Annotated in this window: 20 protein-coding genes and 1 CRISPR repeat array; of the genes, 6 read left to right on the top strand and 14 right to left on the bottom strand. The window is 55.7% G+C overall.

Annotated elements, in window-relative coordinates; genetic code table 11:
• Nucleotides 1-19 precede the first annotated feature (19 nt).
• Nucleotides 20-529 carry a DUF1993 domain-containing protein gene (locus tag ACYVIS_RS03410; RefSeq protein ID WP_232741306.1) on the bottom strand — a complete coding sequence of 170 codons (510 nt, stop codon included), beginning with the start codon at nucleotides 527-529 and terminating at the stop codon, nucleotides 20-22.
• A 107-nt stretch (nucleotides 530-636) separates the two neighbouring features.
• Nucleotides 637-1,470: an IclR family transcriptional regulator gene (locus ACYVIS_RS03415; RefSeq protein ID WP_232741307.1), complete on the bottom strand. Its 834-nt coding sequence runs from the start codon at nucleotides 1,468-1,470 to the stop codon at nucleotides 637-639.
• Nucleotides 1,471-1,603: 133 nt separating this feature from the next.
• Between ACYVIS_RS03415 and ACYVIS_RS03420 the strand changes: the two genes are divergently transcribed.
• From ACYVIS_RS03420 to ACYVIS_RS03440, 5 genes are read left to right on the top strand one after another with little or no spacing between them, the layout of a single operon-like run.
• Nucleotides 1,604-2,335: an RraA family protein gene (locus ACYVIS_RS03420; protein WP_460873270.1), complete on the top strand. Its 732-nt coding sequence runs from the start codon at nucleotides 1,604-1,606 to the stop codon at nucleotides 2,333-2,335.
• A 16-nt stretch (nucleotides 2,336-2,351) separates the two neighbouring features.
• Nucleotides 2,352-3,248 carry an SMP-30/gluconolactonase/LRE family protein gene (locus ACYVIS_RS03425; RefSeq protein WP_460873271.1) on the top strand — a complete coding sequence of 299 codons (897 nt, stop codon included), beginning with the start codon at nucleotides 2,352-2,354 and terminating at the stop codon, nucleotides 3,246-3,248.
• A gap of 38 nt (nucleotides 3,249-3,286) precedes the next feature.
• Nucleotides 3,287-4,240, top strand: a complete 954-nt coding sequence (locus ACYVIS_RS03430; RefSeq protein WP_232741310.1) for a Bug family tripartite tricarboxylate transporter substrate binding protein — start codon at nucleotides 3,287-3,289, stop codon at nucleotides 4,238-4,240.
• A gap of 23 nt (nucleotides 4,241-4,263) precedes the next feature.
• Nucleotides 4,264-5,205 carry a 2-hydroxyacid dehydrogenase gene (locus ACYVIS_RS03435; protein WP_460873272.1) on the top strand — a complete coding sequence of 314 codons (942 nt, stop codon included), beginning with the start codon at nucleotides 4,264-4,266 and terminating at the stop codon, nucleotides 5,203-5,205.
• Between the two features lie 60 nt (nucleotides 5,206-5,265).
• The gene (locus ACYVIS_RS03440; protein WP_232741312.1) at nucleotides 5,266-5,583 is read left to right on the top strand and encodes an NIPSNAP family protein; all 318 of its coding nucleotides are present in this window, start codon (nucleotides 5,266-5,268) and stop codon (nucleotides 5,581-5,583) included.
• A gap of 13 nt (nucleotides 5,584-5,596) precedes the next feature.
• Here ACYVIS_RS03440 and ACYVIS_RS03445 read toward each other — a convergent pair whose 3' ends face one another.
• From ACYVIS_RS03445 to ACYVIS_RS03490, 10 genes are all read right to left on the bottom strand, one after another.
• On the bottom strand, nucleotides 5,597-5,992 hold the full coding sequence (locus tag ACYVIS_RS03445; protein WP_460873273.1) for a PaaI family thioesterase: 396 nt from the start codon (nucleotides 5,990-5,992) through the stop codon (nucleotides 5,597-5,599).
• 138 nt (nucleotides 5,993-6,130) lie between these two features.
• Nucleotides 6,131-10,006: a CRISPR direct-repeat array (repeat unit 29 nt; unit sequence CGGTTCATCCCCACTCGCGTGGGGAACAC).
• A gap of 107 nt (nucleotides 10,007-10,113) precedes the next feature.
• Nucleotides 10,114-10,410 (bottom strand): type I-E CRISPR-associated endoribonuclease Cas2e, encoded by a 297-nt coding sequence (cas2e, locus tag ACYVIS_RS03450; RefSeq protein WP_460873274.1) that lies wholly within the window; start codon nucleotides 10,408-10,410, stop codon nucleotides 10,114-10,116.
• Nucleotides 10,391-11,302, bottom strand: coding sequence for a type I-E CRISPR-associated endonuclease Cas1e (gene cas1e, locus ACYVIS_RS03455; protein WP_460873275.1), 912 nt, complete (start codon nucleotides 11,300-11,302; stop codon nucleotides 10,391-10,393). Before cas1e ends, cas2e begins: the two co-directional genes overlap by 20 nt.
• A gap of 3 nt (nucleotides 11,303-11,305) precedes the next feature.
• Nucleotides 11,306-11,896, bottom strand: a complete 591-nt coding sequence (cas6e, locus tag ACYVIS_RS03460) for a type I-E CRISPR-associated protein Cas6/Cse3/CasE (RefSeq protein WP_460873276.1) — start codon at nucleotides 11,894-11,896, stop codon at nucleotides 11,306-11,308.
• A complete protein-coding gene (gene cas5e / locus ACYVIS_RS03465; protein WP_460873277.1) occupies nucleotides 11,883-12,539 on the bottom strand; it encodes a type I-E CRISPR-associated protein Cas5/CasD in 657 nt (218 codons plus the stop codon). Before cas5e ends, cas6e begins: the two co-directional genes overlap by 14 nt.
• A gap of 9 nt (nucleotides 12,540-12,548) precedes the next feature.
• Nucleotides 12,549-13,670 (bottom strand): type I-E CRISPR-associated protein Cas7/Cse4/CasC, encoded by a 1,122-nt coding sequence (cas7e, locus tag ACYVIS_RS03470; protein WP_460873278.1) that lies wholly within the window; start codon nucleotides 13,668-13,670, stop codon nucleotides 12,549-12,551.
• A gap of 14 nt (nucleotides 13,671-13,684) precedes the next feature.
• A complete protein-coding gene (gene casB, locus ACYVIS_RS03475) occupies nucleotides 13,685-14,158 on the bottom strand; it encodes a type I-E CRISPR-associated protein Cse2/CasB (protein ID WP_460873279.1) in 474 nt (157 codons plus the stop codon).
• Nucleotides 14,155-15,660, bottom strand: coding sequence for a type I-E CRISPR-associated protein Cse1/CasA (gene casA, locus ACYVIS_RS03480; protein WP_460873280.1), 1,506 nt, complete (start codon nucleotides 15,658-15,660; stop codon nucleotides 14,155-14,157). Before casA ends, casB begins: the two co-directional genes overlap by 4 nt.
• Entirely contained in the window at nucleotides 15,657-18,299 is a 2,643-nt protein-coding gene (gene cas3 / locus ACYVIS_RS03485; protein ID WP_460873281.1) for a CRISPR-associated helicase/endonuclease Cas3, read from the bottom strand. The genes casA and cas3 overlap by 4 nt, the downstream gene beginning before the upstream one ends.
• 49 nt (nucleotides 18,300-18,348) lie before the next feature.
• Nucleotides 18,349-19,893 carry a DNA recombination protein RmuC gene (locus ACYVIS_RS03490; protein ID WP_460873282.1) on the bottom strand — a complete coding sequence of 515 codons (1,545 nt, stop codon included), beginning with the start codon at nucleotides 19,891-19,893 and terminating at the stop codon, nucleotides 18,349-18,351.
• Nucleotides 19,894-20,050: 157 nt separating this feature from the next.
• On the opposite strand from ACYVIS_RS03490, the gene ACYVIS_RS03495 reads away from it, so the two are divergent.
• Nucleotides 20,051-20,920: a WYL domain-containing protein gene (locus tag ACYVIS_RS03495; RefSeq protein ID WP_460873283.1), complete on the top strand. Its 870-nt coding sequence runs from the start codon at nucleotides 20,051-20,053 to the stop codon at nucleotides 20,918-20,920.
• 90 nt (nucleotides 20,921-21,010) lie between these two features.
• Here ACYVIS_RS03495 and ACYVIS_RS03500 read toward each other — a convergent pair whose 3' ends face one another.
• Both ACYVIS_RS03500 and ACYVIS_RS03505 read right to left on the bottom strand, forming a co-directional pair.
• A complete protein-coding gene (locus ACYVIS_RS03500) occupies nucleotides 21,011-21,598 on the bottom strand; it encodes a peroxidase-related enzyme (protein ID WP_232741326.1) in 588 nt (195 codons plus the stop codon).
• Nucleotides 21,595-22,122, bottom strand: a complete 528-nt coding sequence (locus ACYVIS_RS03505) for a CMD domain-containing protein (RefSeq protein WP_460873284.1) — start codon at nucleotides 22,120-22,122, stop codon at nucleotides 21,595-21,597. The genes ACYVIS_RS03500 and ACYVIS_RS03505 overlap by 4 nt, the downstream gene beginning before the upstream one ends.
• Between the last annotated feature and the right edge of the window lie 10 nt (nucleotides 22,123-22,132).

Consider the following 22,132-nt stretch of genomic DNA (forward strand, 5'->3'; position numbering starts at 1 on the left):
CGGGGCTGGCCGCCCCGCGTCAGGCCTGGCCCATGTAGTCGCGCTTGCCTATCTCGACACCGTTGTGCCGCAAAATCGCGTAGGCCGCGGTGACGTGAAAGAAAAACTGCGGCAGGCTGTACGTCAACAGGTACGACTGGCCGGTAAACCTCTTTTCCTTGGGTGTGCCAGGGCGTAGAACGATCTCGCGCTCTTCATTGCCATCGATCTGCGCGGCGGTAAGCCCTTCGACAAAGGCAAGGGTCTTGCCGATCAGCGCATGAAGCTCGGAAAATGTTTTTTCAGTATCTTCGAACTTGGGTATATCCACCCCGGCCAGGCGCGCACAAGCCCCGCGGGCGAAATCGCCGGCAATCTGCACTTGTTTGACCAAGGGGAACATATCGGGGAAAAGCCGAGCCTGCAGCAAGGCGTTCGGGTCGATGCCCTTGGCGGCAATATGCGCTTCCGCCTTGCCCAGCACAGCGTCGAGCGCGCTTAGCATCTGTTTGAAAACGGGAACCGTGGTTGCGTAGAGAGAAATAGTCATGGTATTTCCTAGGTGATAAGTGAGTTGATTATAGGCATCTGGCGGAAAATATCCGAAATGGCGCTACGCAAAGCAATAGATGGCCTTGCCTCTTGCAGAACCATGCATCAGCGATGCGCCACCTTGGCATACTCCAGCGCGATCCGTCGGCTCAGTTCGTGCAGTTCCTCGGCGCAGACAGGTTCCTGGGCTTTGGGCATGGCGGCGGCGGGACAGGCGCGCGCAAGGCTTCCGATCAGGCGCTGGTCGTCGGGCAAAAGAATAGGCACCGCCACGCCCATGACAAACGGCGTGATCTGCCCATGGCTGGTCGCGAATCCGGCGCGGCGGATAGCGGCCATATTACGGCGGAATTCGTTCCAGTTGGTTCCCAGGCCGGCCGCCTTGATTTCGCCTTCGTCGCGCAAATAGGTTTGCCGGATGCGGTGCTGCGAAAGATAAGGCAGCATGGCAAGCGACGCCGCGCCCTGGAACAGCGAAAAAGGTATGCCCCGCGCCCGGCGCATGGTAAGGCGCTGGCCGTTATGCTCCAGCATATCGGGCCCTACCTTGTAGATGCACAGCACCTTGTCGTTATACAGGCTGTGCAACAACAAGGCGCTGTTGTCGCAATGCTGCTCGCTCAATACGGTCCGGCCGGCGCGATAGAGCGGATCGGTCAGCGCCGCCAATCGTTCCAGTTCGATAATGCGCGGCCCAAGGCTGTATGCCCCGGCGGAGGCCGGCGTCACCAGGCCGGCATCGGACAGCTCCTTGATGTAGCGGTAGGCCGTGGATCGCGTGTATCCCAGGGCCGCCGTAATGTCCTCGACGGCCACGAGCGGCGTCGCAACCGAAAACATGCCCAGAATGTCGAGCGCGCGGGTGAGGCTGGAAGAAGTGTCTTTCGGGTTCAAGGTCACGAGCGTAGTTAGCCAATCAGCTGTGGATTGTAAAGGCATAAGCCGTCATTCCGGGATTGATTTGGAACCATCCTTGAAATTGGGTTTTTATTAAAAATCCCATTAAACAGGATTATTGATAAAATCAAAATAACAGGATAGTATAAAAAAGACAGATTACCAGACCAAGCACATGAGCACCAAAAAACTGACCGGCCGCGTACCGGTGGAAGCAATCCGGCGCATGACGCTGACGCGCCTGCCGGCGGAGCTGCTGCAGCGCTATGCGCGCATCGACGACCTGACCGGCACCCTTTCCGACGCCATGGACAAATTGGGCATGGCCGGCGCGATTCCCGCATCCGTGCTGGCGCCCACGCTAAGTCGAAAACACCTGGTGGGCCAGGCCGTGACCGTGCGAAACGTCGAGCGCAGCGAAAGCCCCGCACATGCCGCCGCAAGCGGCATCGGGAAAATGGGCGAGCACGAAGCCTATAACCTGGCCGAGCCTGGCGACGTGGTGGTCATCGAAGGCCTTGCCGGCGTCTCGAACATGGGAGGCCAGTCGGCCACGGTCGCGCACCGGGCGGGCTGCGCGGGCGCCATCATCGACGGGTCGTTTCGCGACCCCGGCGCCTCGCGCGAGCGCGACTTCCCGATCTGGTCGCGCGGCGTCACCCCCATTACCGGCAAATGGCGCCTGGAAACCGTGGAAATCAATGGCCGGGTGCGCATCGCCGGCATCAGCGTCGACGCCGGCGATCTCGTCGCCGCGGATGAGGCGGGCATCGTCTTCGTGCCCTACGCCCACGCGCATGCCGTACTTGCCGAAGCCGAAAAAATCGACGCGGGCGACAGCCGTCAAAAAGCCGACATCGCCGCCGGGATCGACCTGGCGACGCTGGCCGCCACAAAATACAAGTAATTCCTGGAAACCGAAAATGCCGATCGAAACCAATATTGACATCGACTGCGTGGTGCAGAGCGCCGATATCCTCGGCGAAGTTCCTCTCTGGTGCGGCCGCACGCGCCGCCTGTGGTGGATAGACGTGCGCCGCCCGGCGCTGCAATCCTACGACCCAGCCACCGGCAAGCACACCGCGCAGCGCCTTCATCCCGACCTGGTGACCGGGTCGATTGCATTGCGCGAGGCGGGCGGCTTCGTGCTGGCAACCGGCACGGGCCTGTACCTGTACGACCCGGCCAGCGGCAAGGCGGCCGAACGCATCGGCCACCCCGAAGAAGGCAAGCCCGGCATGCGCCTGAACGACGGCAAGTGCGACCGGCGCGGCCGCTTCTGGGTCGGCAGCATGCACGACGTTCAACGCGAACCGCTGGGCACGCTTTACCGGCTCGACCCCGACCACAGTTGCCACGCCATGCTCGACGATTTCGTGCTGCCCAATGCGCTGTCATGGAGCCCGGACGACCGCAGCATGTATTTCGCCGACACGCACAGGCAGATCATCTGGGCCTTCGACTACGACATCGATGACGGCGCCATCTCCAATCGACGCGTCTTCAAGGACTGGACTCATCAACTGGGCCGTCCCGACGGAGCAACCGTGGATGCCGAAGGCTTTGTCTGGAACTGCATGGTCGCCACCGGCCATCTGGTACGGCTTGCCCCGGACGGCCGGGTGGACCGCACGATCCAATTGCCCGTCACCAACCCCACCTGCCCGGCATTCGGGGGCGACGGACTCGACACGCTCTACATCACCAGCCACTCGCAACGCTTCACTCCCGAACAGCAAACCCGGGAACCCCTGGCCGGCGCCTTGCTGGCACTGAACGTCGGCGTACGCGGCTTGCCCGAACCGCGTTTCGCGGGCTGAAAAAAATCACAAACTTGAAAAACCGGAGACCCACCATCATGCGTAAACTCGCTTTCTGTGCGGCGCTGGCAGCCTGCACTGCCTTTTTCAACCTCCCGGCCCAGGCCACGGATACCATCAAGATCATCGTGCCCTTCTCGGCCGGCGGTCCCACAGACCAGATAGCCCGCATCATTTCCCCCAGCCTGGGCGATGCCTTGGGCAAAACCGTCATCGTCGATAATCGCGGCGGCGCCGGCGGCATCATCGGCGACAATCTGGCGGCCAAATCACCGGCCGACGGGCAGACGCTGCTCCTCACCACCTCGAGCCTGGTCATTACAGCAGGTACGACACGCCACCTGCCCTACAACCCCCGCAAGGATCTCGACCCGGTCTATCTGCTGGGCGAAGTGCAAACCATGCTGGCGGTTCGGCCATCGCTGGGCGTCAACACACTGGCCGAACTGATCGCCAAAGCCAAGGCCACGCCCAAAGGACTCAATTACGGCTCGACCGGCGTGGGCGGAACCATGCACATCGGCGCCGAGCTGTTCAGAAAAGCGGCCAATGTGCCCCTGGTGCATATTCCCTACCGCGGCGCGGCTCCCGCGCTGGTCGGCCTGATGGGCGGCTCGGTCGACCTGGTGAATGCCGATGTCCCCGTGCTGCTGCCCTACATAAAGCAGGGCCGCATCAAAGGCCTCGTCATCTACGATACGAAACGCTCGCCCCTGTTGCCCGATGTCCCCACGGCCGCCGAAGCCGGCATGCCGCAACTGCAGATGACCAACTGGTACGGCATCCTGGTGCCGGCCGGCACACCCGCCGCCACCCGCAAGCATCTTGAGGAAGCCCTGGCCAAAGTCGTGCACCAGCCCGATGTCGCGGCCAAGCTCGCCGCCGCCGGCTTCAGCAACCCACAGGGCGCCGCCGGCTTCCAGGCCCGCCTGGACCGCGATTTCGACCACTGGATTCCCTGGCTGAAAGAAGCCAATATCCACACCGATTGAACGCACTTCAAGCCTTGAGCCCGATGGACACGCAAACACCTCTCCTGCAAATCGGCCCGCTGCCTCCGGGGCTGGAACAACTGCTGCAAACGCAATACCGCTTGCACCCTCTATGGAAAGAGGCCGACCGCGCAGGCTTTCTTGCCGAACACGCCGGCCAGTTCGCCGGCGGGGTCACCATGTCGCGCCACGGCTGCACCACCGACATATTCGCCAGCCTGAAAGGCGGTGTGGTGGCCTGCTTTGGCGTCGGCTACGACGGTATCGACCTGAACGCCGCCGCACAATACGACGTACAGGTCAGCACCACGCCCAACGTGCTCAACGATTGCGTCGCCGACTGCGCATTCGGCCTGATCCTTGCCACAGCGCGCCAACTCGTCGCCGCGGACCGCCATGTCCAGGCGGGGCGCTGGGCCAGCCAGGCCTTTCCCCTTGCCTCGCGCGTCAGCGGAAAACGCCTGGGCATAGTCGGACTGGGGCGCATCGGCGCCGCCATTGCCCGCCGCTCCAGCGGATTCGACATGGAGGTGCGCTACTACGGCAGGCATGAACAAGCAGACGTCGCCTACGGTTACGAACCCGACCTGCATGCGCTGGCCCGCTGGGCCGACTTCCTGGTCGTCGCCTGCCGCGGCGGAGCCGACACACGCCATCTGATTTCGGGCTCCGTCCTGGAGGCCCTTGGCCCACAAGGTTTTCTTGTCAATATTGCCCGAGGCAGCGTGATCGACGAAGACGCACTGGTAGAAGCCATAGCGAAAAACCGCATTGCGGGCGCCGGCCTGGATGTGTATGCCCAGGAACCCCAGGTGCCGCCCGGGCTGCTGAATAACGACCGCGTCGTCGCCCTGCCGCACATTGCCGCATCAACGCGTGAAACCCGCGCCGCCATGGAACAACTGGTGGCCGACAATCTCCATTCTTTTTTCACCACGGGCCGCATCCTCACGCCGCCCGGCTGATGCATCGCCCACCGGCGCTCCAACACCTTATCCAATCACCTGGCATCACAACCCACCGACATGATTTTCGAACACCGCACCTACACCGTGGCCCACGGCCAAATGGACAGCTACCTGGCCCGCTACGAAGAATTCGCCCTGCCCCTGCAGCTCAAACACCTGGGCCGCCTGCTGGGCTTTTTCGTCAGCGAAATCGGCCCGCTGAACCAAGTACTGCACATCTGGGTCTACGACGACCTGGCGGACCGCGAACGGCGCCGCGCGGCACTGGACGCCGACCCAGCCTGGCACGCATTCAAGCAGACCAATCGCGGAACCTTTGTCGAGCAGAACGTGAAAATCATGCGCGGCACACGGTTCTGCCCCAAGCTCATCTAAGCGGTGGAAAAACCTAGGCCGCCGACCTGTACTTGAACGTGCCCACGGCCGTAGCCAGCAAGCGGGACCCATCCAGCCACACCTCGCCGCGCGCAAAATAAATACTGCGCCCCTTGCGCTCGACGTAGCCCTTGGCCACCAGCACCGAGCCATCCCCGCTATCGATAAAGTTCGTCGTCAGGGACAGGGAAACACTGTGCAGCGGAGGCTCGCCCGGATCTGAATATAAACCGCTGTACCCCGCCGCGGCATCCAGAAGCGTACAAATCACGCCCCCTTGAACCCGGCCCGTGCGATTGCCCAGCGAAGGCGAAGTAGATAGCCGCATCTCGGCATAGCCCGGCGACCAGGCGGATAAGGTTACGCCCATCCATTCAAGGAAAGGGTTATCAATGGAGAGTACGGCCATGCTGTGGAGAGCCTTGTGAGGTTGGTGAGGGGGGAGTGGTTAGACTATAGCTTATGTGGCCCTGCCTCGGATGATCTGGAAATAGCCATGGGGTACTCCCAACGCCAACGATAAACGGATGAAGATCGACCCCATGATCGATTCATCCCCACTCGCGAGGGGAACACGCTCGATGTGCCAGCCAGAACCAATGCGAATGCGGTTCATCCCCACTCGCGTGGGGAACACGTTATTTAAAATTAAATCCGGACAATAAAATACGGTTCATCCCCACTCGCGTGGGGAACACCGGAAGGTTATCGAGGTTCGCGCGCGCCCATTCGGTTCATCCCCACTCGCGTGGGGAACACAATGCTTCAGGCGCTATCGACATTTATGGAAAACGGTTCATCCCCACTCGCGTGGGGAACACGCAGGCCGCCTGCCCATTCGTAGCGGGCCCCGCGGTTCATCCCCACTCGCGTGGGGAACACCCGCGCATAGGATGATTGATGAGCGTATCGGACGGTTCATCCCCACTCGCGTGGGGAACACGCGCAGCAAATCCATTTGGCTGCCGTAGCGGGCGGTTCATCCCCACTCGCGTGGGGAACACCATCAGCGACTTGAATGCGATCCGGTTATAGTCGGTTCATCCCCACTCGCGTGGGGAACACCCTTTCTTATCGCGGCTGCGAGCCATCGGTGCCGGTTCATCCCCACTCGCGTGGGGAACACGCCCTGGTCGATACGCCCGAACGCTTAATCGGCGGTTCATCCCCACTCGCGTGGGGAACACGCCCGTCGAGCCACCCGCCTCGGCAGTTTTTCGGTTCATCCCCACTCGCGTGGGGAACACGTGCTGGCCTGTACGGGCCTCTTGCTTGATCGCGGTTCATCCCCACTCGCGTGGGGAACACCCAAGCGATCCGGAATTTCGCACCTAATACCCCGGTTCATCCCCACTCGCGTGGGGAACACCACTGACACAGGGGTAATGTGCCTACCCGACTCGGTTCATCCCCACTCGCGTGGGGAACACCAAACCTATGCTGGGGCCACACAGTACGGCTACGGTTCATCCCCACTCGCGTGGGGAACACGCAATGTCGGTCGCATCCACGTCCCCAATAAGCGGTTCATCCCCACTCGCGTGGGGAACACATCAAGCGTCTCGTTTTGGTGGAAAACGGTACTGGTTCATCCCCACTCGCGTGGGGAACACGTTCAGGAGAGCCATGGCGCAGCCGAGCGCGTCGGTTCATCCCCACTCGCGTGGGGAACACGATTACTGGATTTCGATACTGGCGAGATTCAGCGGTTCATCCCCACTCGCGTGGGGAACACACCATCGCCTATCGTCAGGATGGCTCCGTCCGCGGTTCATCCCCACTCGCGTGGGGAACACATTAAAGATCGTGGCTCGGCTAATTCCCAATGCGGTTCATCCCCACTCGCGTGGGGAACACATTCCCAAGCCAATAACAAACAGCCACCCCATCGGTTCATCCCCACTCGCGTGGGGAACACCAGCCAAAGCGGCCGCACCGGATCGGAACCGACGGTTCATCCCCACTCGCGTGGGGAACACGGGATCAACGCTGTATCTATCGCTATCGATCCCGGTTCATCCCCACTCGCGTGGGGAACACCCCCGGCGGCCAACGGGTTTTATCCAGTTGGACGGTTCATCCCCACTCGCGTGGGGAACACCCCTCATCGATTCAAAAAGGCCCGTTACTGGACGGTTCATCCCCACTCGCGTGGGGAACACGTTTGGAAGAAGTCCAAGAAAGGCGAGGATCACGGTTCATCCCCACTCGCGTGGGGAACACCCGCATGGTTTCCATGTAGTCCGCCATGTCGGCGGTTCATCCCCACTCGCGTGGGGAACACGGGCGCGGACTCAAGTGATCCTATAGGGTAACTACGGTTCATCCCCACTCGCGTGGGGAACACCTGGTGATAGCGCCCGACTGAGCAGCTATTGGCGGTTCATCCCCACTCGCGTGGGGAACACCATTCATTGTCGTAACCACCCAGCAGTCATCTCGGTTCATCCCCACTCGCGTGGGGAACACCCCATGGAAGAGGGCCTCGGGAACGTGCCAATCGGTTCATCCCCACTCGCGTGGGGAACACATTTCTCGTTCAATACACATCAGGCTGCCAGCCGGTTCATCCCCACTCGCGTGGGGAACACCCGAGAATCATACTCATTTAGTGTCGGCATTCCGGTTCATCCCCACTCGCGTGGGGAACACCAGGTGGATGATCAACGAGCCCTGCATTCGCACGGTTCATCCCCACTCGCGTGGGGAACACGCCGCCAACTCCCAGTTCCATATCACCTCAACCGGTTCATCCCCACTCGCGTGGGGAACACTCCCGATCTCGTGGGCGTAGGCGGTTGGTTGTCGGTTCATCCCCACTCGCGTGGGGAACACACGGCGTGTCGCCCTACACAACGCCCGTTCAACGGTTCATCCCCACTCGCGTGGGGAACACCTCAAATAGGCTCGGCCACCAAACTTGCATTGCGGTTCATCCCCACTCGCGTGGGGAACACGCGTTATTGCCATTGGGGAATTTTCACTGTAGAGGTTCATCCCCACTCGCGTGGGGAACACCACAGAGCTCGGCGGCGATACACCCATATAGGCGGTTCATCCCCACTCGCGTGGGGAACACGCGTTTGAGCGAGTCGCCAATTACTGGCACATGCGGTTCATCCCCACTCGCGTGGGGAACACGTGTTCTCCAGCTCGTGTTTGGGGTGAGGTAACGGTTCATCCCCACTCGCGTGGGGAACACTTATGGCCCGGTCGTTTCTTTGGGGCACGGCGCGGTTCATCCCCACTCGCGTGGGGAACACGCCATGCGCTTGGGCCGCATTCAAAACAAGCACGGTTCATCCCCACTCGCGTGGGGAACACCAACCCGCAGATGAAGGCGAAGAAACTATCGTCGGTTCATCCCCACTCGCGTGGGGAACACCGAGCAATCGCCGGCAGGCGCAGCCGCGAGCGCGGTTCATCCCCACTCGCGTGGGGAACACACATCAACCGCGATTTTGCCGATCCGGGGCATCGGTTCATCCCCACTCGCGTGGGGAACACTCCGCAAACTCTCTCGCCCAAACCTCACGCATCGGTTCATCCCCACTCGCGTGGGGAACACTTATTTACCGACTATAGCAAGCATCCGAATACCGGTTCATCCCCACTCGCGTGGGGAACACGCGGCATCGGCAATTGCGCGCTCTGTGGCCGCCGGTTCATCCCCACTCGCGTGGGGAACACATCATTTGTGGCCTGCTTGTTATTGTCGGTACCGGTTCATCCCCACTCGCGTGGGGAACACGCGGCTGCCATTTTTCTAAAAATTTGGTTTCAGGGTTCATCCCCACTCGCGTGGGGAACACCCACGCTGGCAAAGCGCCCAGGCCATCGAATGACGGTTCATCCCCACTCGCGTGGGGAACACGAGTGCCGTGCGCAACTGAACAAGCTGATCGACGGTTCATCCCCACTCGCGTGGGGAACACTGTTACGCGCCGACGCATGGTCATGCAGCCGGCGGTTCATCCCCACTCGCGTGGGGAACACAACCTGCTCGCTGCGCAGAATGGTGGTTACGCCGGTTCATCCCCACTCGCGTGGGGAACACGTGCCGAGATATCGTCGTGTGGCATGCCGTTCCGGTTCATCCCCACTCGCGTGGGGAACACTTCGGCGGCATGGACGACGCGACGCTGCGTACCGGTTCATCCCCACTCGCGTGGGGAACACGACAATTCGACCCCATATGTCCAGACCCCATGCGGTTCATCCCCACTCGCGTGGGGAACACATATCACCCTCCAATTTCCACAAGGACAAACCCGGTTCATCCCCACTCGCGTGGGGAACACGTAGAGGGCACTCATAGGCTCGGCGCGGACGGCGGTTCATCCCCACTCGCGTGGGGAACACATACTATCGAGGGCCCCTTTTTTGTCATGCATCGGTTCATCCCCACTCGCGTGGGGAACACACCAAATGTAAATCATTGATTATTAATGTTTATATTAACCCCAAATTTTCTACCGAATTTTTATATCAATTTATATTTTTAAAGAACAAAGGATTCCAGGCGCCCAGCTATTCACCGTTACAGTCAATCACAGGCAAGAACGAAACCAGCTTTGCACCATCCATTTCTATAGGTATTCTCCGATTTTCTCCCAATGTCAGAAAATCGAATCCAGCCTCATTATTGGCGCGCCAAGCCAAGACGGCGTTGCCGTCTTCGATGCCTTGCTCAACCTGAGCCCATATATGCTCGCGCAAGCGGCGCGAATAATTGCCAACATACACACCAGCACGCACCTCCAGCAACCAGATGGCAAGGCGCCCACGCAAGCGTGGCGGCGCATTTTCAAGAACGATGACCAGCATCACCAATACCTTCAGCGTTAGGAATGGCAGGTGGGATCGATTCTTCCGACGGTTCCGGAGGCTTCAACCCACCTTCTGAAAGCAACGCTTCAATATCCGGGATAATCCGTTCCAGCAATTTGCTTTGCCTAAAAGCATCACGGCAACGAATCCGAACTTCCCGCTCGATATTGTGGCAGGGTTTGGCCGCCGTACTAAAGGCGATCGGCACAACCGTGTCAAATTTATATAAATCGGCAATGTCATACACAAATGACAGAGGCTTTCCGCTATGTATGAAGCCAACTGCAGGCGCATAGCCCGCAGCAAGAATCGCAGCTTCAGTTACTCCATACAAACACGAAGTCGCGGCGGACAAACAACGATTCGGAATATCTGCCGCATCCCAATCCTGCCGGTCATAATTCCGGGCCCTCCAGTTGACTCCATATTGCTGAGCGAGCTGTTGATATAACGCTCGCACTCTTGCGCCTTCAATGCCGCGTAGTTGTTCTACGCTGCGTCGCTGCGGCGATTCTTCACCAAAACGAAGTTTGTACATCGCACGCACTACTTTCAAACGAGCATCATCATCCAGCGCCAATTTTGCCTGATACAACAAACGATCTGCTCTCGCTCCACCAGGTTGCCCGGATGAGTACACTCGAACACCACCCTCTCCAACCCACACAAGCAAAGTTCCTACTCGAGCAGCAAGGGCGCAAGCCGCATGCGATACCCGTACTCCGGGCTCCAACATCAAACAGGCAACTCCACCAATCGGAATATGCATACGCACACCATGCATATCAACCGCTACAAACGCGCCATCCAAAACATCGAGCTGACACTTTTCAACGAAAAGAACAGATAGACGTTCTTTGATAGGGATAGGTTTCAGGGGCGGCAGCATAAGTTATGCCCTGGCCAAAGTAAGCAAGCCACAACCAAAGCTTTTTGCTGCGCCGATGCCGTTGAAAACCAAGTTGCGGAAGGCCTCTAGGTTAGTAACTAGCAATACACCATCAAACGTCACCGTCACCAATTTTCCGGCGTTACCTTGACGGTGAAAAAACAATGGAGCATTCTTTCTCAGCACAACTTCATCAAGCATTGCCGCATCTCCCAATTTGCGCGCTAGCCATGCTTGCTGCTCATCTTCCCGCACCAAGGGCACACGCACCTTTTTTTCAGGATTTTTATGGTCGCGAATAGTTTTTATGACATTGGCCGTCAGTCGGAATCGCAATGCCTGGCCTACAAACAACTGGCTTAAATCAAGTGTTTTGGCAGGCAAAATTAAAGAGGTATACGCAACGGACTCCAATGGGCGTGCTGCCGACTGCATCAGTAACATCGCCCCCTTTCCTAGCTGCAGATTTTCAATGCGAAATAAAAAATCTCGCGCATCGTCAGGACGATCAGGAAACAGTTGCCATAATGCTCGGTGCCATTCATAAGGGTTACGCGCCGCACCCCAGCCAAGCTGCACTTTACTCAGATACATGAGAGATCCCTTTAGGATAGACAGACACCAAGCGGGTTGAAAATTGACGCACACGTACATGGCGCGGTACGTCACGCAGCCGAATCTGTCTATCATTACGCAACGCGGGTGAGTCGGTATAGACCATTCTAAGATTAGGCTCAATCTGCGCCAGCGCAGCCAGTGCGTCTGTTGCTTCCACTTTATGAGCTAGTAACGGACGCGAAATCGGGCAAGATCGACGACCAAGCACGGGCGTATAAATCGGCTGCTGCAAGGCAATCTCAATAACGTCAAAGGTGACGCAAGCATGTTCGCTCAATTCAATCGCCACGGTGAACTTAGCGTCACATAGATATTCACGACGCGATACGATTGGGTATTCGCCTGATTTTCGAATGTCGACTTTGCGTGCTTTCATCACTGTATGAAAGTCCGTCAACTTATCCACTTTCTCTGAATCAGCACGAACACTGAAGTAAAGGCTCCTATCCAGCTCGGCCATTCCTCCGACATCCGACCGCTCAATTCCCATGCAGGCAGCAAGCAATCCAAGTAAACCAGAGCGTGTGGGAAAATTTACCGTTGGGCGATAATCCTCGTAAGTGTGGTCACCCCACGCCTGCATCACGCCGTCCAGCTTTAAGATGAGAAATGAATGCATGGCGGCCCTTTAGCTTTGGCCACCAGCACGCAACCACTTTTCCAAATCCGGTAAGGTAGGATGAATATGCAAACCTCCTACACTTTCCTGCACAGACAAGGAGAATGCGCCTGGCTGCTCATTCAATCCATATCCACTATGAATACGATGCCAGTAATCGACCATAGCATCAATGGATGGTTGCAATAGCCCCCCTTTGCCAGTCACTGGTTTTTCAAAAGCGTTGGCCAAAGAAATCGGTTGATCAGCAAGGCTCACAAGTGCAAAGTCAGCCATATTGTGCGCGGCGAAGGACTGTTGCTTTGCATCCGGCACTACTGTTGCCAATAAATGCAACCCATGTGCTGCGATGTCTAGCGCACGGCTGCGTGAATCTTCTGTTTCGGCTACTTTCATATTGGCCAACAAGCCCAAATTCACCTGTAATTGTTTCAAATTCAGGCTAGCGTAGCGATAAAACACGCCAGAGGAAAATTCTTGCGTGTCCAAATGCCCTGCACCCACCTCGCCAGCGTCGCTTATCAAATCATCGACGGCAGTAAACCAGTCAATATCGGTTTCTGAAGCATGGGTGGTAATGGAATGCGCGACGGCTAATGCACCGTCGATACTGCTCATCAAACCACTAGTGGCCATACGGCCAGAAAGAGCGATATCAACGTTCTCCGCCATTGCCTGTTTGAGGGAAATTGATTCATCAGCAATTTTTTTCTCTAATTTTTTAGTATCTAAACCATCGATTTCAGCCTGTTGCACCAGATCGCACAGCTTGGCAAATTCGGCCGCCGACCAAGGCGCAACAGCATCCGCCTTGGTATCTACAGAAAACCCTTCTTTGCCAGATATCAATCCTAAGGTTTTTTGAACAATGTTGTCCGGATATTTTCCAACCAGTGCATCAATGAGCGCTGCTGACAAACGTCCCAATTCCCGCGTCCGAATAGAACGTCCACCCAAATGCTGCCAGTAATAATCGCTAGTACGGAATGACCTCTTCAGGCTTTGGCTGGAAATTCGAACACGCCGTGCACCCCCGAAAGTTGCCGTTTTTTGCATATTCATATCATCGCGATTCAAGCAAGACGGGCTATGCGAAATGAGAACGTGAAAATTGACAAAATTTTTGTTCATACAGATGTACTCCGTTATTTGTTTGTCTTCATTGGTTGGTGGATGAAAAAGTCTTCCAGTAAATCGCGTTTGGCTTTCGCGTTCCAGAAATATAGAGTTTTGCCCAGCGCGAACCAGTCGACAGATGGCTCAACGAGCTGCACCAGGCGACGTAACTGAATCAGATCATTCGGATAATCGGCACGGATCACTTGTAAAAGGCGCGCTTCTGAGATCTTGGCCTCCGCGAGTTTCTGCCCTAACGAAGAGGCACCTGCCTGATGGCTGCAAAAAGGCATGAAAAACGCTATTTTTTCGCCCCACGCAGGTGGCGACTCACCTGGAAATAGGCGATAAAAGGCGGGTCGATCACGCAGTTCGTCCGGCGCCCCAATCCGTTTACCGAGTTGCGAGCGAAAATCGCCATGCACACTCAGTGTTTTATAGCGTTGATAAAGAGCCACAAAATCGGGCAGTAATTTCTTTGAAGAAGATTGAGCGATATTCATCGTGCTGTGGATTCCTTCAATTTTTCCAAATCAAAATTCAGGCCTCGCTTGGCTAATGCCACGGTACGAATCAAAGCGAGGTTTTGGCAATAGGGATCGGTGACTTCTTCAAATATCTTCCGGCAGATTTGGCTAAGGTCCACTATGAACTGCGCTTTTTCCTCTCTTCTTTCCGTACGCGTCATTTCCTTTAACCAAGTTAGAATCAAGTTTTCCGTTCGTTGGTAGAAAAATATTTCGCCCAATTCATGAATATCAGCGCCCAGCGCTTTTAGGCCTTTGTCCCGATTGCCCTTCACGACACCGTATAATCTCCCGCGCAAGAGCTTTTTGACAGCTAGCGCTTGCCTGATCGCCCACTCAATGGCCTGCTGACCTTTTTCATTCTGCCAACCCTCACCAATGCTCAGTGACTCATGGCGGCGTTGCAAAATAGAGGCTTGCTTATTACGATAACCACCGACAATCAAATACAGATTACCTGTTCCAGATTCTCGCCACTGCGTTACGACAGCCGCCGCGTTGCTCCCTTCCTTCGCTTGGCTAGTTCCCAATTGGTCAAATAAAAAATGGTTGCACCGCGTCCATGCTGGTGCGGTTGTAGTAAAGCCTAAGAATCGCTCTATTCGCCCTTCTTTTTTGACTTCAAATTCACGTGGACTATGCGGATGTGGCCATAATTGGCTGACTTCAAAAACAAATTTCTCTTTGTTGAATCCGCTATACCCACGATGTACTTCACCCTGCAATACATCGCAGCTTCGCTCCGTGTTCGCCGGAATTAGCTCAACTAAGTTAGGCTGCCAAAACAGACCGCGTAACAGTCCAATTTGATTGATTTGTATCTTGTCACCTGATTTAATCCGCTCGACCCAACTAGGTGGCTGGTTTTTAGTGGCTGCATACCAAGGTATGGCTCGTAGCAGCATATCTGCATGTAACACATTGCGCCATATGATCTGCCGCAAGTCATCACCGGCTATCAACGTAGTCACTGGCGTACCACGCAATCCGCCTTTAAACCCCCCACCGAAGCTGGGAGTATTGGATGCCTGATTAAAAAGGGCAATCGCTGCCATTGGCTCACCCAAGTGGCTAACTTCGCCGGGCGCATTAAAGAAAGTGTGGTTATTCCCTTCGGGCAGGCCAACCAGCAGCTTTTGGATCGGTGTAGCCTCGGCCGACTTGACGCCACGCATTTGCATAAAAGGATGTACCGGATGATCCAAATCGAACCAACCCAGCAAAGGCGTAACACCCGCATTAAAAGTAGATTCATCCAGCAATGCGTGTATTTTGTGTCGCCATTCTTTTTCATCATCTGGTGTAAAGGCTACTTGAACCAACGAAACCAGTAATTGCAAACAAGCCAACTCCATGTCATCGCGGGATATGGAAATTTGCCAAGCACCATTCTGACAAAGCAGCTGCTTTAGGCTGATTAACTGAAACTTTGCATCGATGTCACACACTGGAATCCATGCATCACGATATAAATTCATGTTCCCTCACTTTCTATTTTCTCTAATCCAACTATTTGGCTATAACGTAATGTCACACCATTCACTTGGCTCGTCCAGCTTTGATTATCGTGTCGAGTCATTGTCAATAGAAAATTCCCTTGCTCATCCATCGGCACACTCTTTAGCTTTCCTTGCCAGCTATTCGGCACGCTAATTGAACCTAGAGAAAGATTTTCGGCTCGATCCCAGTCATCCGGCCTGGGCAAAGGACGGTGATCGTAGAGCAGCTTGCCATCGGTATCAAGCAAGACAACGGAGAGAGACATTTCGCCGTCACGTGTTAATGCACGCACATTGTCGTTACTATCGGAAAACGGGTTCATGGTGTCGTTGGAGAGCATTTTCGCTTGATCTTGTTTGGCCTTCTGTACAACGTGGAACGTTTCATACTCCAAGGAAATGGACTCAGGCTCATCGTGCCAGTCATAACGTTCATACACCCGTTCTATCCAATCCCGATATGCTGTTGGAAAATGAATTAACGAGTGTGCTTCGAGCAATTTCTGTGTACGCCAAAGTACCCGGGTATTACCGTAGATAAGTTTGTGCAACCCGTAATTTTCATCCGGCGCAATCAACACAGTGCAAGTTGGCTGTTCAAATCCCACAGGGCGGTTATCACGTTGATGACGATGCAGCCGCCCTAAACGCTGGAACAACAAATCTACCGGGCATAGCTGCGTAATAAGCCAATCAAAATCCAAATCCAGACTTTGTTCCACTACTTGCGTGGCGACCAGAATGCGTCCACATCTACGGTCAGCGTATCGCCCATATTGTGCAAGTACCATTTCCTCCTTCGCTTGTCGGTCTGCGAAACGATATCGTGCATGGAACAAATCAACTGGCACAGTGGCTTTCTGATTAAGGTGCCGGGCCAATTGCTGGGCATTGTCCACCAAATTACAAATGACAACAACGCGGGCACCTGCTTCTGCGGCGCGGATAACGCGCTCAAGCAAATCATCGTTTGGCCAAAGATTGGGCTGCTGGATACATTCGATCGCAACCACTCGGTCAGGGGGAAATTGCGTGGGCTCGATTATTTGTACTGAAGTAATTGCTCCATTAGTGGCGATATGCGTCAACAACGGGTAAGGCACATCGGCGGGGAAAGTGCTTGCACTACCCCAAGCCACAGCCAATTGATTGCGGTGACCAGCGGGAAGCGTTGCTGATAGCAAAAGCACACTCCCACCTGCCCGACGTTGCTGGCTCAACACGCTATGCAGTAAACCATACATATAATGGTCATAGGCGTGGACTTCATCGACAATCAATACTGACTTCATCACGCCAAATCCACGCACAAATTTATGGCGTACCGGCAATACTGACAGCAACACCTGATCAACAGTACAAACACCGATCTGCCCGAGGAAAACCCGCTTGCGGCTTTCAGCTATCCACTCTCCACATTGCACTCGAATATCATTTTCGCCCTGGACACTAAGCTGGGATGCCGCTTGTTTGAGTTGTGTATGGCCAGCATGCCAATTTGCTCGACCGTGCGCGAGCACCAGATTGGTATTTACACCAAACAGGACATTAGAAAATTGCTTGAGCCTGTCCCACATGGCATTGGCTGTAGCTTGTGTAGGGAGGGCAAAAACAATGCTGTCCGCGAGGCCCGCATCGAGTAACTTCCAGGCGTAAGCAAGAGCAGTTTCCGTTTTCCCCGAGCCGGTAGGGGCCTCTATTAATGTGAGGCCTGTTTGCAGCGGCAGCATGTTAACTACGGTTTGAAGCTGACGAGGTGATTCATTCGTGTTTAGGAGCGGGGCAATGCCGCCATAAGGCGCAACTTGATGCACCAAACCACACTGTTCGATCAGGTTTTTCTCTTCTGTATGGCGGCAACGTTCATCAAAATAATCTTTAAGCTCTACACTCTTGTCGCTTGTGTATGGAAACCATGTTTCGTTGGAACCCAACCAATCACACACTGCACAAAAACCCGCCAAATAAGGCATATCCTCGCTGCTTAACGCGGGAGGCAGTTCGTGCAGAGACAAGCCTGCGGGCAGTAGAAACAATGTCCCCAATGCTTCCACCCAGGCCTTTCGTGCAAAGCGATCTTGCTCAACTAGCCAATTCTCAGCATCCGGCAGATGCATGCCACTGTCTTGCCTAACGATATTGCCATGATGACCAGCGACTGCACCAAGCCACGGTCGCCACGCATCACGCAAATCGTCATACTCTGAGGTTTTTTCTAAACCTAGATAAAGATACCCCTCTTTTAAAAACCAGTTATAACCAGCCTCTCCATGAAAATATTTTTTCGAATCAGTTGCACGAGGCAAATCATCTGGATCATTCATTTTCTGGAGACAATGCAGTGCGCCGGGCGCCTTCATCTGAAACCGTATATCCAATTTACCTAGATCATGCAGAGCAATAAAAAAGAGCACCCATGCCCTTAATACCGGAGACTCTGGCGCAAGCTGCACTTGGCTTGCAAGCTGACGCCGCAACGAAGCACTTTGTTTCCACCATACTGCTCCCACCGCCGCTACATCCAAACAATGAAACGGCAATAAATGAAACGGTGCCAGACCTTCGCCGGATGGTTTGGCCTTACCCCAATAGTTGTAATGCAGACCTTGCTCAAGCACGGATTTTCCCTCAGTAGATTCTTATACAGTTTTATTTAATCACTGACGATTACATCGATTTAGTACTAAGTCCTTCCGGCTGTTCACCATCCTTCTCAACGCTCCCATCCCCCACCACCAGCCCTAGTTTCTCCACCTCAAAATCCCTATGCATGGGCTCCAGGCTTGGCATGGTCTTATTTGCCTTGGTCGATAACTCATTGAATCTTGACGTTTTGCCATACAAGCCCTGCTGGCCGGCCACGGCGGTGACAGTATCGTTGTAGTGCCTGCTCGCGGTACCCAAAGTATCCCCCAGCCTTTTCAAGCGCTCGGCAACGATCACGACCTGGTTGTAGATGTCGCCGGCGCGGCCGCTGAGTTCCTGGGCCTGTTCATTGCTGCGCGCCACCATCCACAGGTTGGCCACCGTTTTAAGTATGGGCATGAGCGTGGTGTGCGAAACCATGATCACGTTTCTCTGGTAGCCGTAATTGAATAAGTCCTTGTTGTGCTTCATGGCTTCGATGTAGGCGGGCTCGATGGGCATGAACATCAGCACAAAGCTGGGGCTGCGCATGCCGATCAAGTTGCTGTAGTCTTTGCCGCTTAGGTCGTCGATATGGTTCCTGACGGCCTTGACGTGCGCATCCAGGGCCGCCTGCATTTCGACTTCCGTTTCGGCCGAGATGGCGCGGTCGTAGTCGACCAGCGATACCTTGCTGTCCAGCACCATGTGTTTTTGATCGGGCAGCTTGACGACGAAGTCGGGCTGGCGCGCCTGGCCCTGTTCGTCTTTGAAACGCGGCTGGGCTTCGTAATGTTCGCCCTCGATCAGGCCGGCCTGCTGCAAGGCGTTTTCGAGCTGGATCTCGCCCCAGTTGCCGGTGGTTTTCTTGTCGCCTTTCAATGCCTTGGCCAGGGTGCTGGCTTCCGCACTCATCTTGACGCCGATATCCAGCACATGCCTGATCTGGGCGCCCAGCGATGCATTACCTTTGACCGCTTCATCGTGCACCTGGTTGACCCGCTGCTGAAAGCCGCTGATCTGTTCACGAAAGGGCTTGAGCAACACATCGAGCGAGTGCTGGCTGTTTTCAGCGAAGGTTTTGCCTTTTTCTTCCAGGATCTGGTTGGCCAGGTTCTGGAATTCGGTTTTAAGCTGTTGCCTGGACTGCTCGAACGACTGCTTTATTTCCTCGAAGCTGGCGAGTTTCTCGGTGTGTGTAACGCGCAGTTCGGTCAGTTCCTTGTCGACGGCGGCCAGACGTTCGCTGGCGGTGTGCGCCAGCTGTTCTTTTGCCGTCAGGCTTTCCCTGGCTTCCGTCAGGCGTTCGCGCAGGCTTTCCGCATCGGACCCCAAGCGTGCAAGCTGCTGCTCGATCTGGTTTTTCTCGGCGCTGAGCTCCGCATACAAATTCCTGGCCTGATCCAGTTCGGCACGTTGCGCGGCCAGAAGTTCGTCGCGCTGCGCGGAGCTGGCCTGGCTTAACAGCAATTGCTCGTGCTCGGCCGCCAGTCGGCGCCGCCATTGCAGCGCCGCGATGGCAAACCCCAGCAGCAGGCCCAACAAGGCCAGCAAGGCTGCGGTAAGGACGGAAATTGTTTGTGTCATGGGCATCCTGTTTTAAAGCATATTATGGCCTGCCGAGACGAGACACGGCCCCACCCTCCTCGGCACATCATCGGTGCATTGGATATATCATATGTATTCACGAGCGACATATCTATACTGTATACATATATATGTCGAATTTTCACACAGGTTTTCCATGAAAAAACAAAACGCCCCCTGGCCTTTGCGCTGGGATTTGTTGCTGCGCTACCGTCTGATCGAAATCATCGCGCAATGGGAGGGACGCCTGACAACCAATCACTTGTGCAACAGCCTGGGCATAGGCCGACAACAAGCATCCAAGGACATAAACAGTTATCTGAAGGAGATTGCACCAGGCAACCTTGAATACGATCGGCACCTCAAAGGCTACAAGCCAGCCGCACATTTTTCGCCACGAGTCACTACAGGCATTGCCGATGAGTATTTGCATGTATTGAGCCGTAACAAAGACATCGGCCACACCTTTGAGAGACTGGATCTCGGTTTCACTAACACCGACATTCTGCAAGCACCTATGCGTAGTATAAAACCCGCCATTCTGCGCCCCTTGGTTCAAGCCGCACGTGAACAGAAACGTGTCGAGATAGGCTACATATCGTTGAGCACACCTGTTGCAGAATCGCGCGTGATTGCGCCACACACATTGGTTTGCACTCCATTGCGCTGGCATGTAAGGGCCTACTGCGAGAAGAACCGTACCTATCGGGACTTTGTTCTAAGCAGATTCCGTGGCGAACCAGAAATCATCGGCGACTCGGACAACCCGGAAGAAGATGATGTGATATGGAACACCGAGATTGACATCAGGCTACGCCCTGACTCACGATTGTCATCTGCGCAGCGAGACATCATCGCTCAGGATTACGCCATGACAGACGGGCTGCTAGAACTGCACACCCGCGCTGCGCTGGTGGCCTATACCCTCCAGGCTTTCAATATTGATCCTCGCAAACAAGAGGTCAAGCCCGAAGCGCAACAAATCGTGATTGAAAACTATAAAGAGATTGAACCCTATTTATTTTAGACTGCACTATATGTTGTTATAAGGTTTTCGAGCCCGAACTCCAGTAAATCCGATCCCGGCGCCTTGCATTGACGCCGAGACTCCTTCCATTCAATCCCCCGGGAATACCGGTTCGCCCAGATTCAACATCAGCCGATTGGCCCAGCCGAAAATCGACGCGGCATGGATCAGGTCGAGTATTTCGCCTTCGTTCAGGCCGACATTCTTCAGCGCCTGGATAGCGTCTGCCCCTACGGATTCCGGCGCTTCGGTCAACAAAATGGCAAATTGCGCAATCGCCTTCTCGCGCTCGTTGGCCCCGGCCGTGCGCGGCTCGTCGAAGACCTGCTGCACGGAATCATTACGCTTGGCCAATTGTTCGAAACGCTGAGCATGCACCGAGGCGCAATACACGCAGCCATTGATGCGCGATACGGTCAGCGCGCCCAGTTCGCGATCGGCGCGCGCCAGGCCGCCCGGCGCATACATGATGGCGTTGTAGGCTTCGGAGCGCTGTTTGAGGATCTCGGGCTGGTGAGCCAGGAACAGGTAGTAGTCCGACTCCTTGGCCTTGGGATGGCTCATTTCCAGCACGTCAATCTGTGCAGGCGTGGCGCGATCCAGATCGACCACGTCCAGCCAGGCTTTCCAGCCCAGCGTTTCGTTGGTGAAGCCGTGGCTTTTTATAGTGCTGCTCATGCGCTTTTCTCCAGAGCTTTCATGGCCCGCAGGCCAGCGGTCAATCGAAGCTGGTATGACAGGAAGGCCACCAGTTGCGCCAGCGTGACGATATCGGGCGTGGCGATCCCCGCGGCCCGCAAGGCCTTGAGGGCGGCTTCGTCACCCTCTACCGGCTTTTCGATGAGCTTCTGCGTGAACTTCAGCATGGCCGATAGATTGGCCGATTCGAGATCATCGATGCGGCCTGCGCCCACGGCCTCAAGCAGCGGAGCCGCGACTCCCTGCTCTGTCAGGGCCTGGCGGTAATGCGCGGCCAGAGCATCGGCCCTGGAAAGCACGCAAGCGTAGTAGGCCACCAGCAGGCGATCCCGCAGCGACAGGCCGCCCAGATCGGGACTAAAAAAAAGTTCATAACTTTTTTGCGTGGCCACGGCCACCTTGGCGCGCGCGTGGCGCGTGGCATGCAGGGCATCGCCTTCGGCCAGGCCGACGGCCTGGTCGATCAGATCGGCGCTTGCCGGGGATTCATCTGTAGTCACCATAACCATCCTT

This window comes from Paralcaligenes ginsengisoli, from assembly GCF_054781135.1.

Bases quoted from the DNA above. Each gene is read 5' to 3' on its own strand.
- ACYVIS_RS03410 (WP_232741306.1), bottom strand. From the start codon at position 529: ATGACTATTTCTCTCTACGCAACCACGGTTCCCGTTTTCAAACAGATG.
- ACYVIS_RS03415 (WP_232741307.1), bottom strand. From the start codon at position 1,470: ATGCCTTTACAATCCACAGCTGATTGGCTAACTACGCTCGTGACCTTG.
- ACYVIS_RS03420 (WP_460873270.1), top strand. From the start codon at position 1,604: ATGAGCACCAAAAAACTGACCGGCCGCGTACCGGTGGAAGCAATCCGG.
- ACYVIS_RS03425 (WP_460873271.1), top strand. From the start codon at position 2,352: ATGCCGATCGAAACCAATATTGACATCGACTGCGTGGTGCAGAGCGCC.
- ACYVIS_RS03430 (WP_232741310.1), top strand. From the start codon at position 3,287: ATGCGTAAACTCGCTTTCTGTGCGGCGCTGGCAGCCTGCACTGCCTTT.
- ACYVIS_RS03435 (WP_460873272.1), top strand. From the start codon at position 4,264: ATGGACACGCAAACACCTCTCCTGCAAATCGGCCCGCTGCCTCCGGGG.
- ACYVIS_RS03440 (WP_232741312.1), top strand. From the start codon at position 5,266: ATGATTTTCGAACACCGCACCTACACCGTGGCCCACGGCCAAATGGAC.
- ACYVIS_RS03445 (WP_460873273.1), bottom strand. From the start codon at position 5,992: ATGGCCGTACTCTCCATTGATAACCCTTTCCTTGAATGGATGGGCGTA.
- cas2e (WP_460873274.1), bottom strand. From the start codon at position 10,410: ATGCTGGTCATCGTTCTTGAAAATGCGCCGCCACGCTTGCGTGGGCGC.
- cas1e (WP_460873275.1), bottom strand. From the start codon at position 11,302: ATGCTGCCGCCCCTGAAACCTATCCCTATCAAAGAACGTCTATCTGTT.
- cas6e (WP_460873276.1), bottom strand. From the start codon at position 11,896: ATGTATCTGAGTAAAGTGCAGCTTGGCTGGGGTGCGGCGCGTAACCCT.
- cas5e (WP_460873277.1), bottom strand. From the start codon at position 12,539: ATGCATTCATTTCTCATCTTAAAGCTGGACGGCGTGATGCAGGCGTGG.
- cas7e (WP_460873278.1), bottom strand. From the start codon at position 13,670: ATGAACAAAAATTTTGTCAATTTTCACGTTCTCATTTCGCATAGCCCG.
- casB (WP_460873279.1), bottom strand. From the start codon at position 14,158: ATGAATATCGCTCAATCTTCTTCAAAGAAATTACTGCCCGATTTTGTG.
- casA (WP_460873280.1), bottom strand. From the start codon at position 15,660: ATGAATTTATATCGTGATGCATGGATTCCAGTGTGTGACATCGATGCA.
- ACYVIS_RS03490 (WP_460873282.1), bottom strand. From the start codon at position 19,893: ATGACACAAACAATTTCCGTCCTTACCGCAGCCTTGCTGGCCTTGTTG.
- ACYVIS_RS03495 (WP_460873283.1), top strand. From the start codon at position 20,051: ATGAAAAAACAAAACGCCCCCTGGCCTTTGCGCTGGGATTTGTTGCTG.
- ACYVIS_RS03500 (WP_232741326.1), bottom strand. From the start codon at position 21,598: ATGAGCAGCACTATAAAAAGCCACGGCTTCACCAACGAAACGCTGGGC.
- ACYVIS_RS03505 (WP_460873284.1), bottom strand. From the start codon at position 22,122: ATGGTGACTACAGATGAATCCCCGGCAAGCGCCGATCTGATCGACCAG.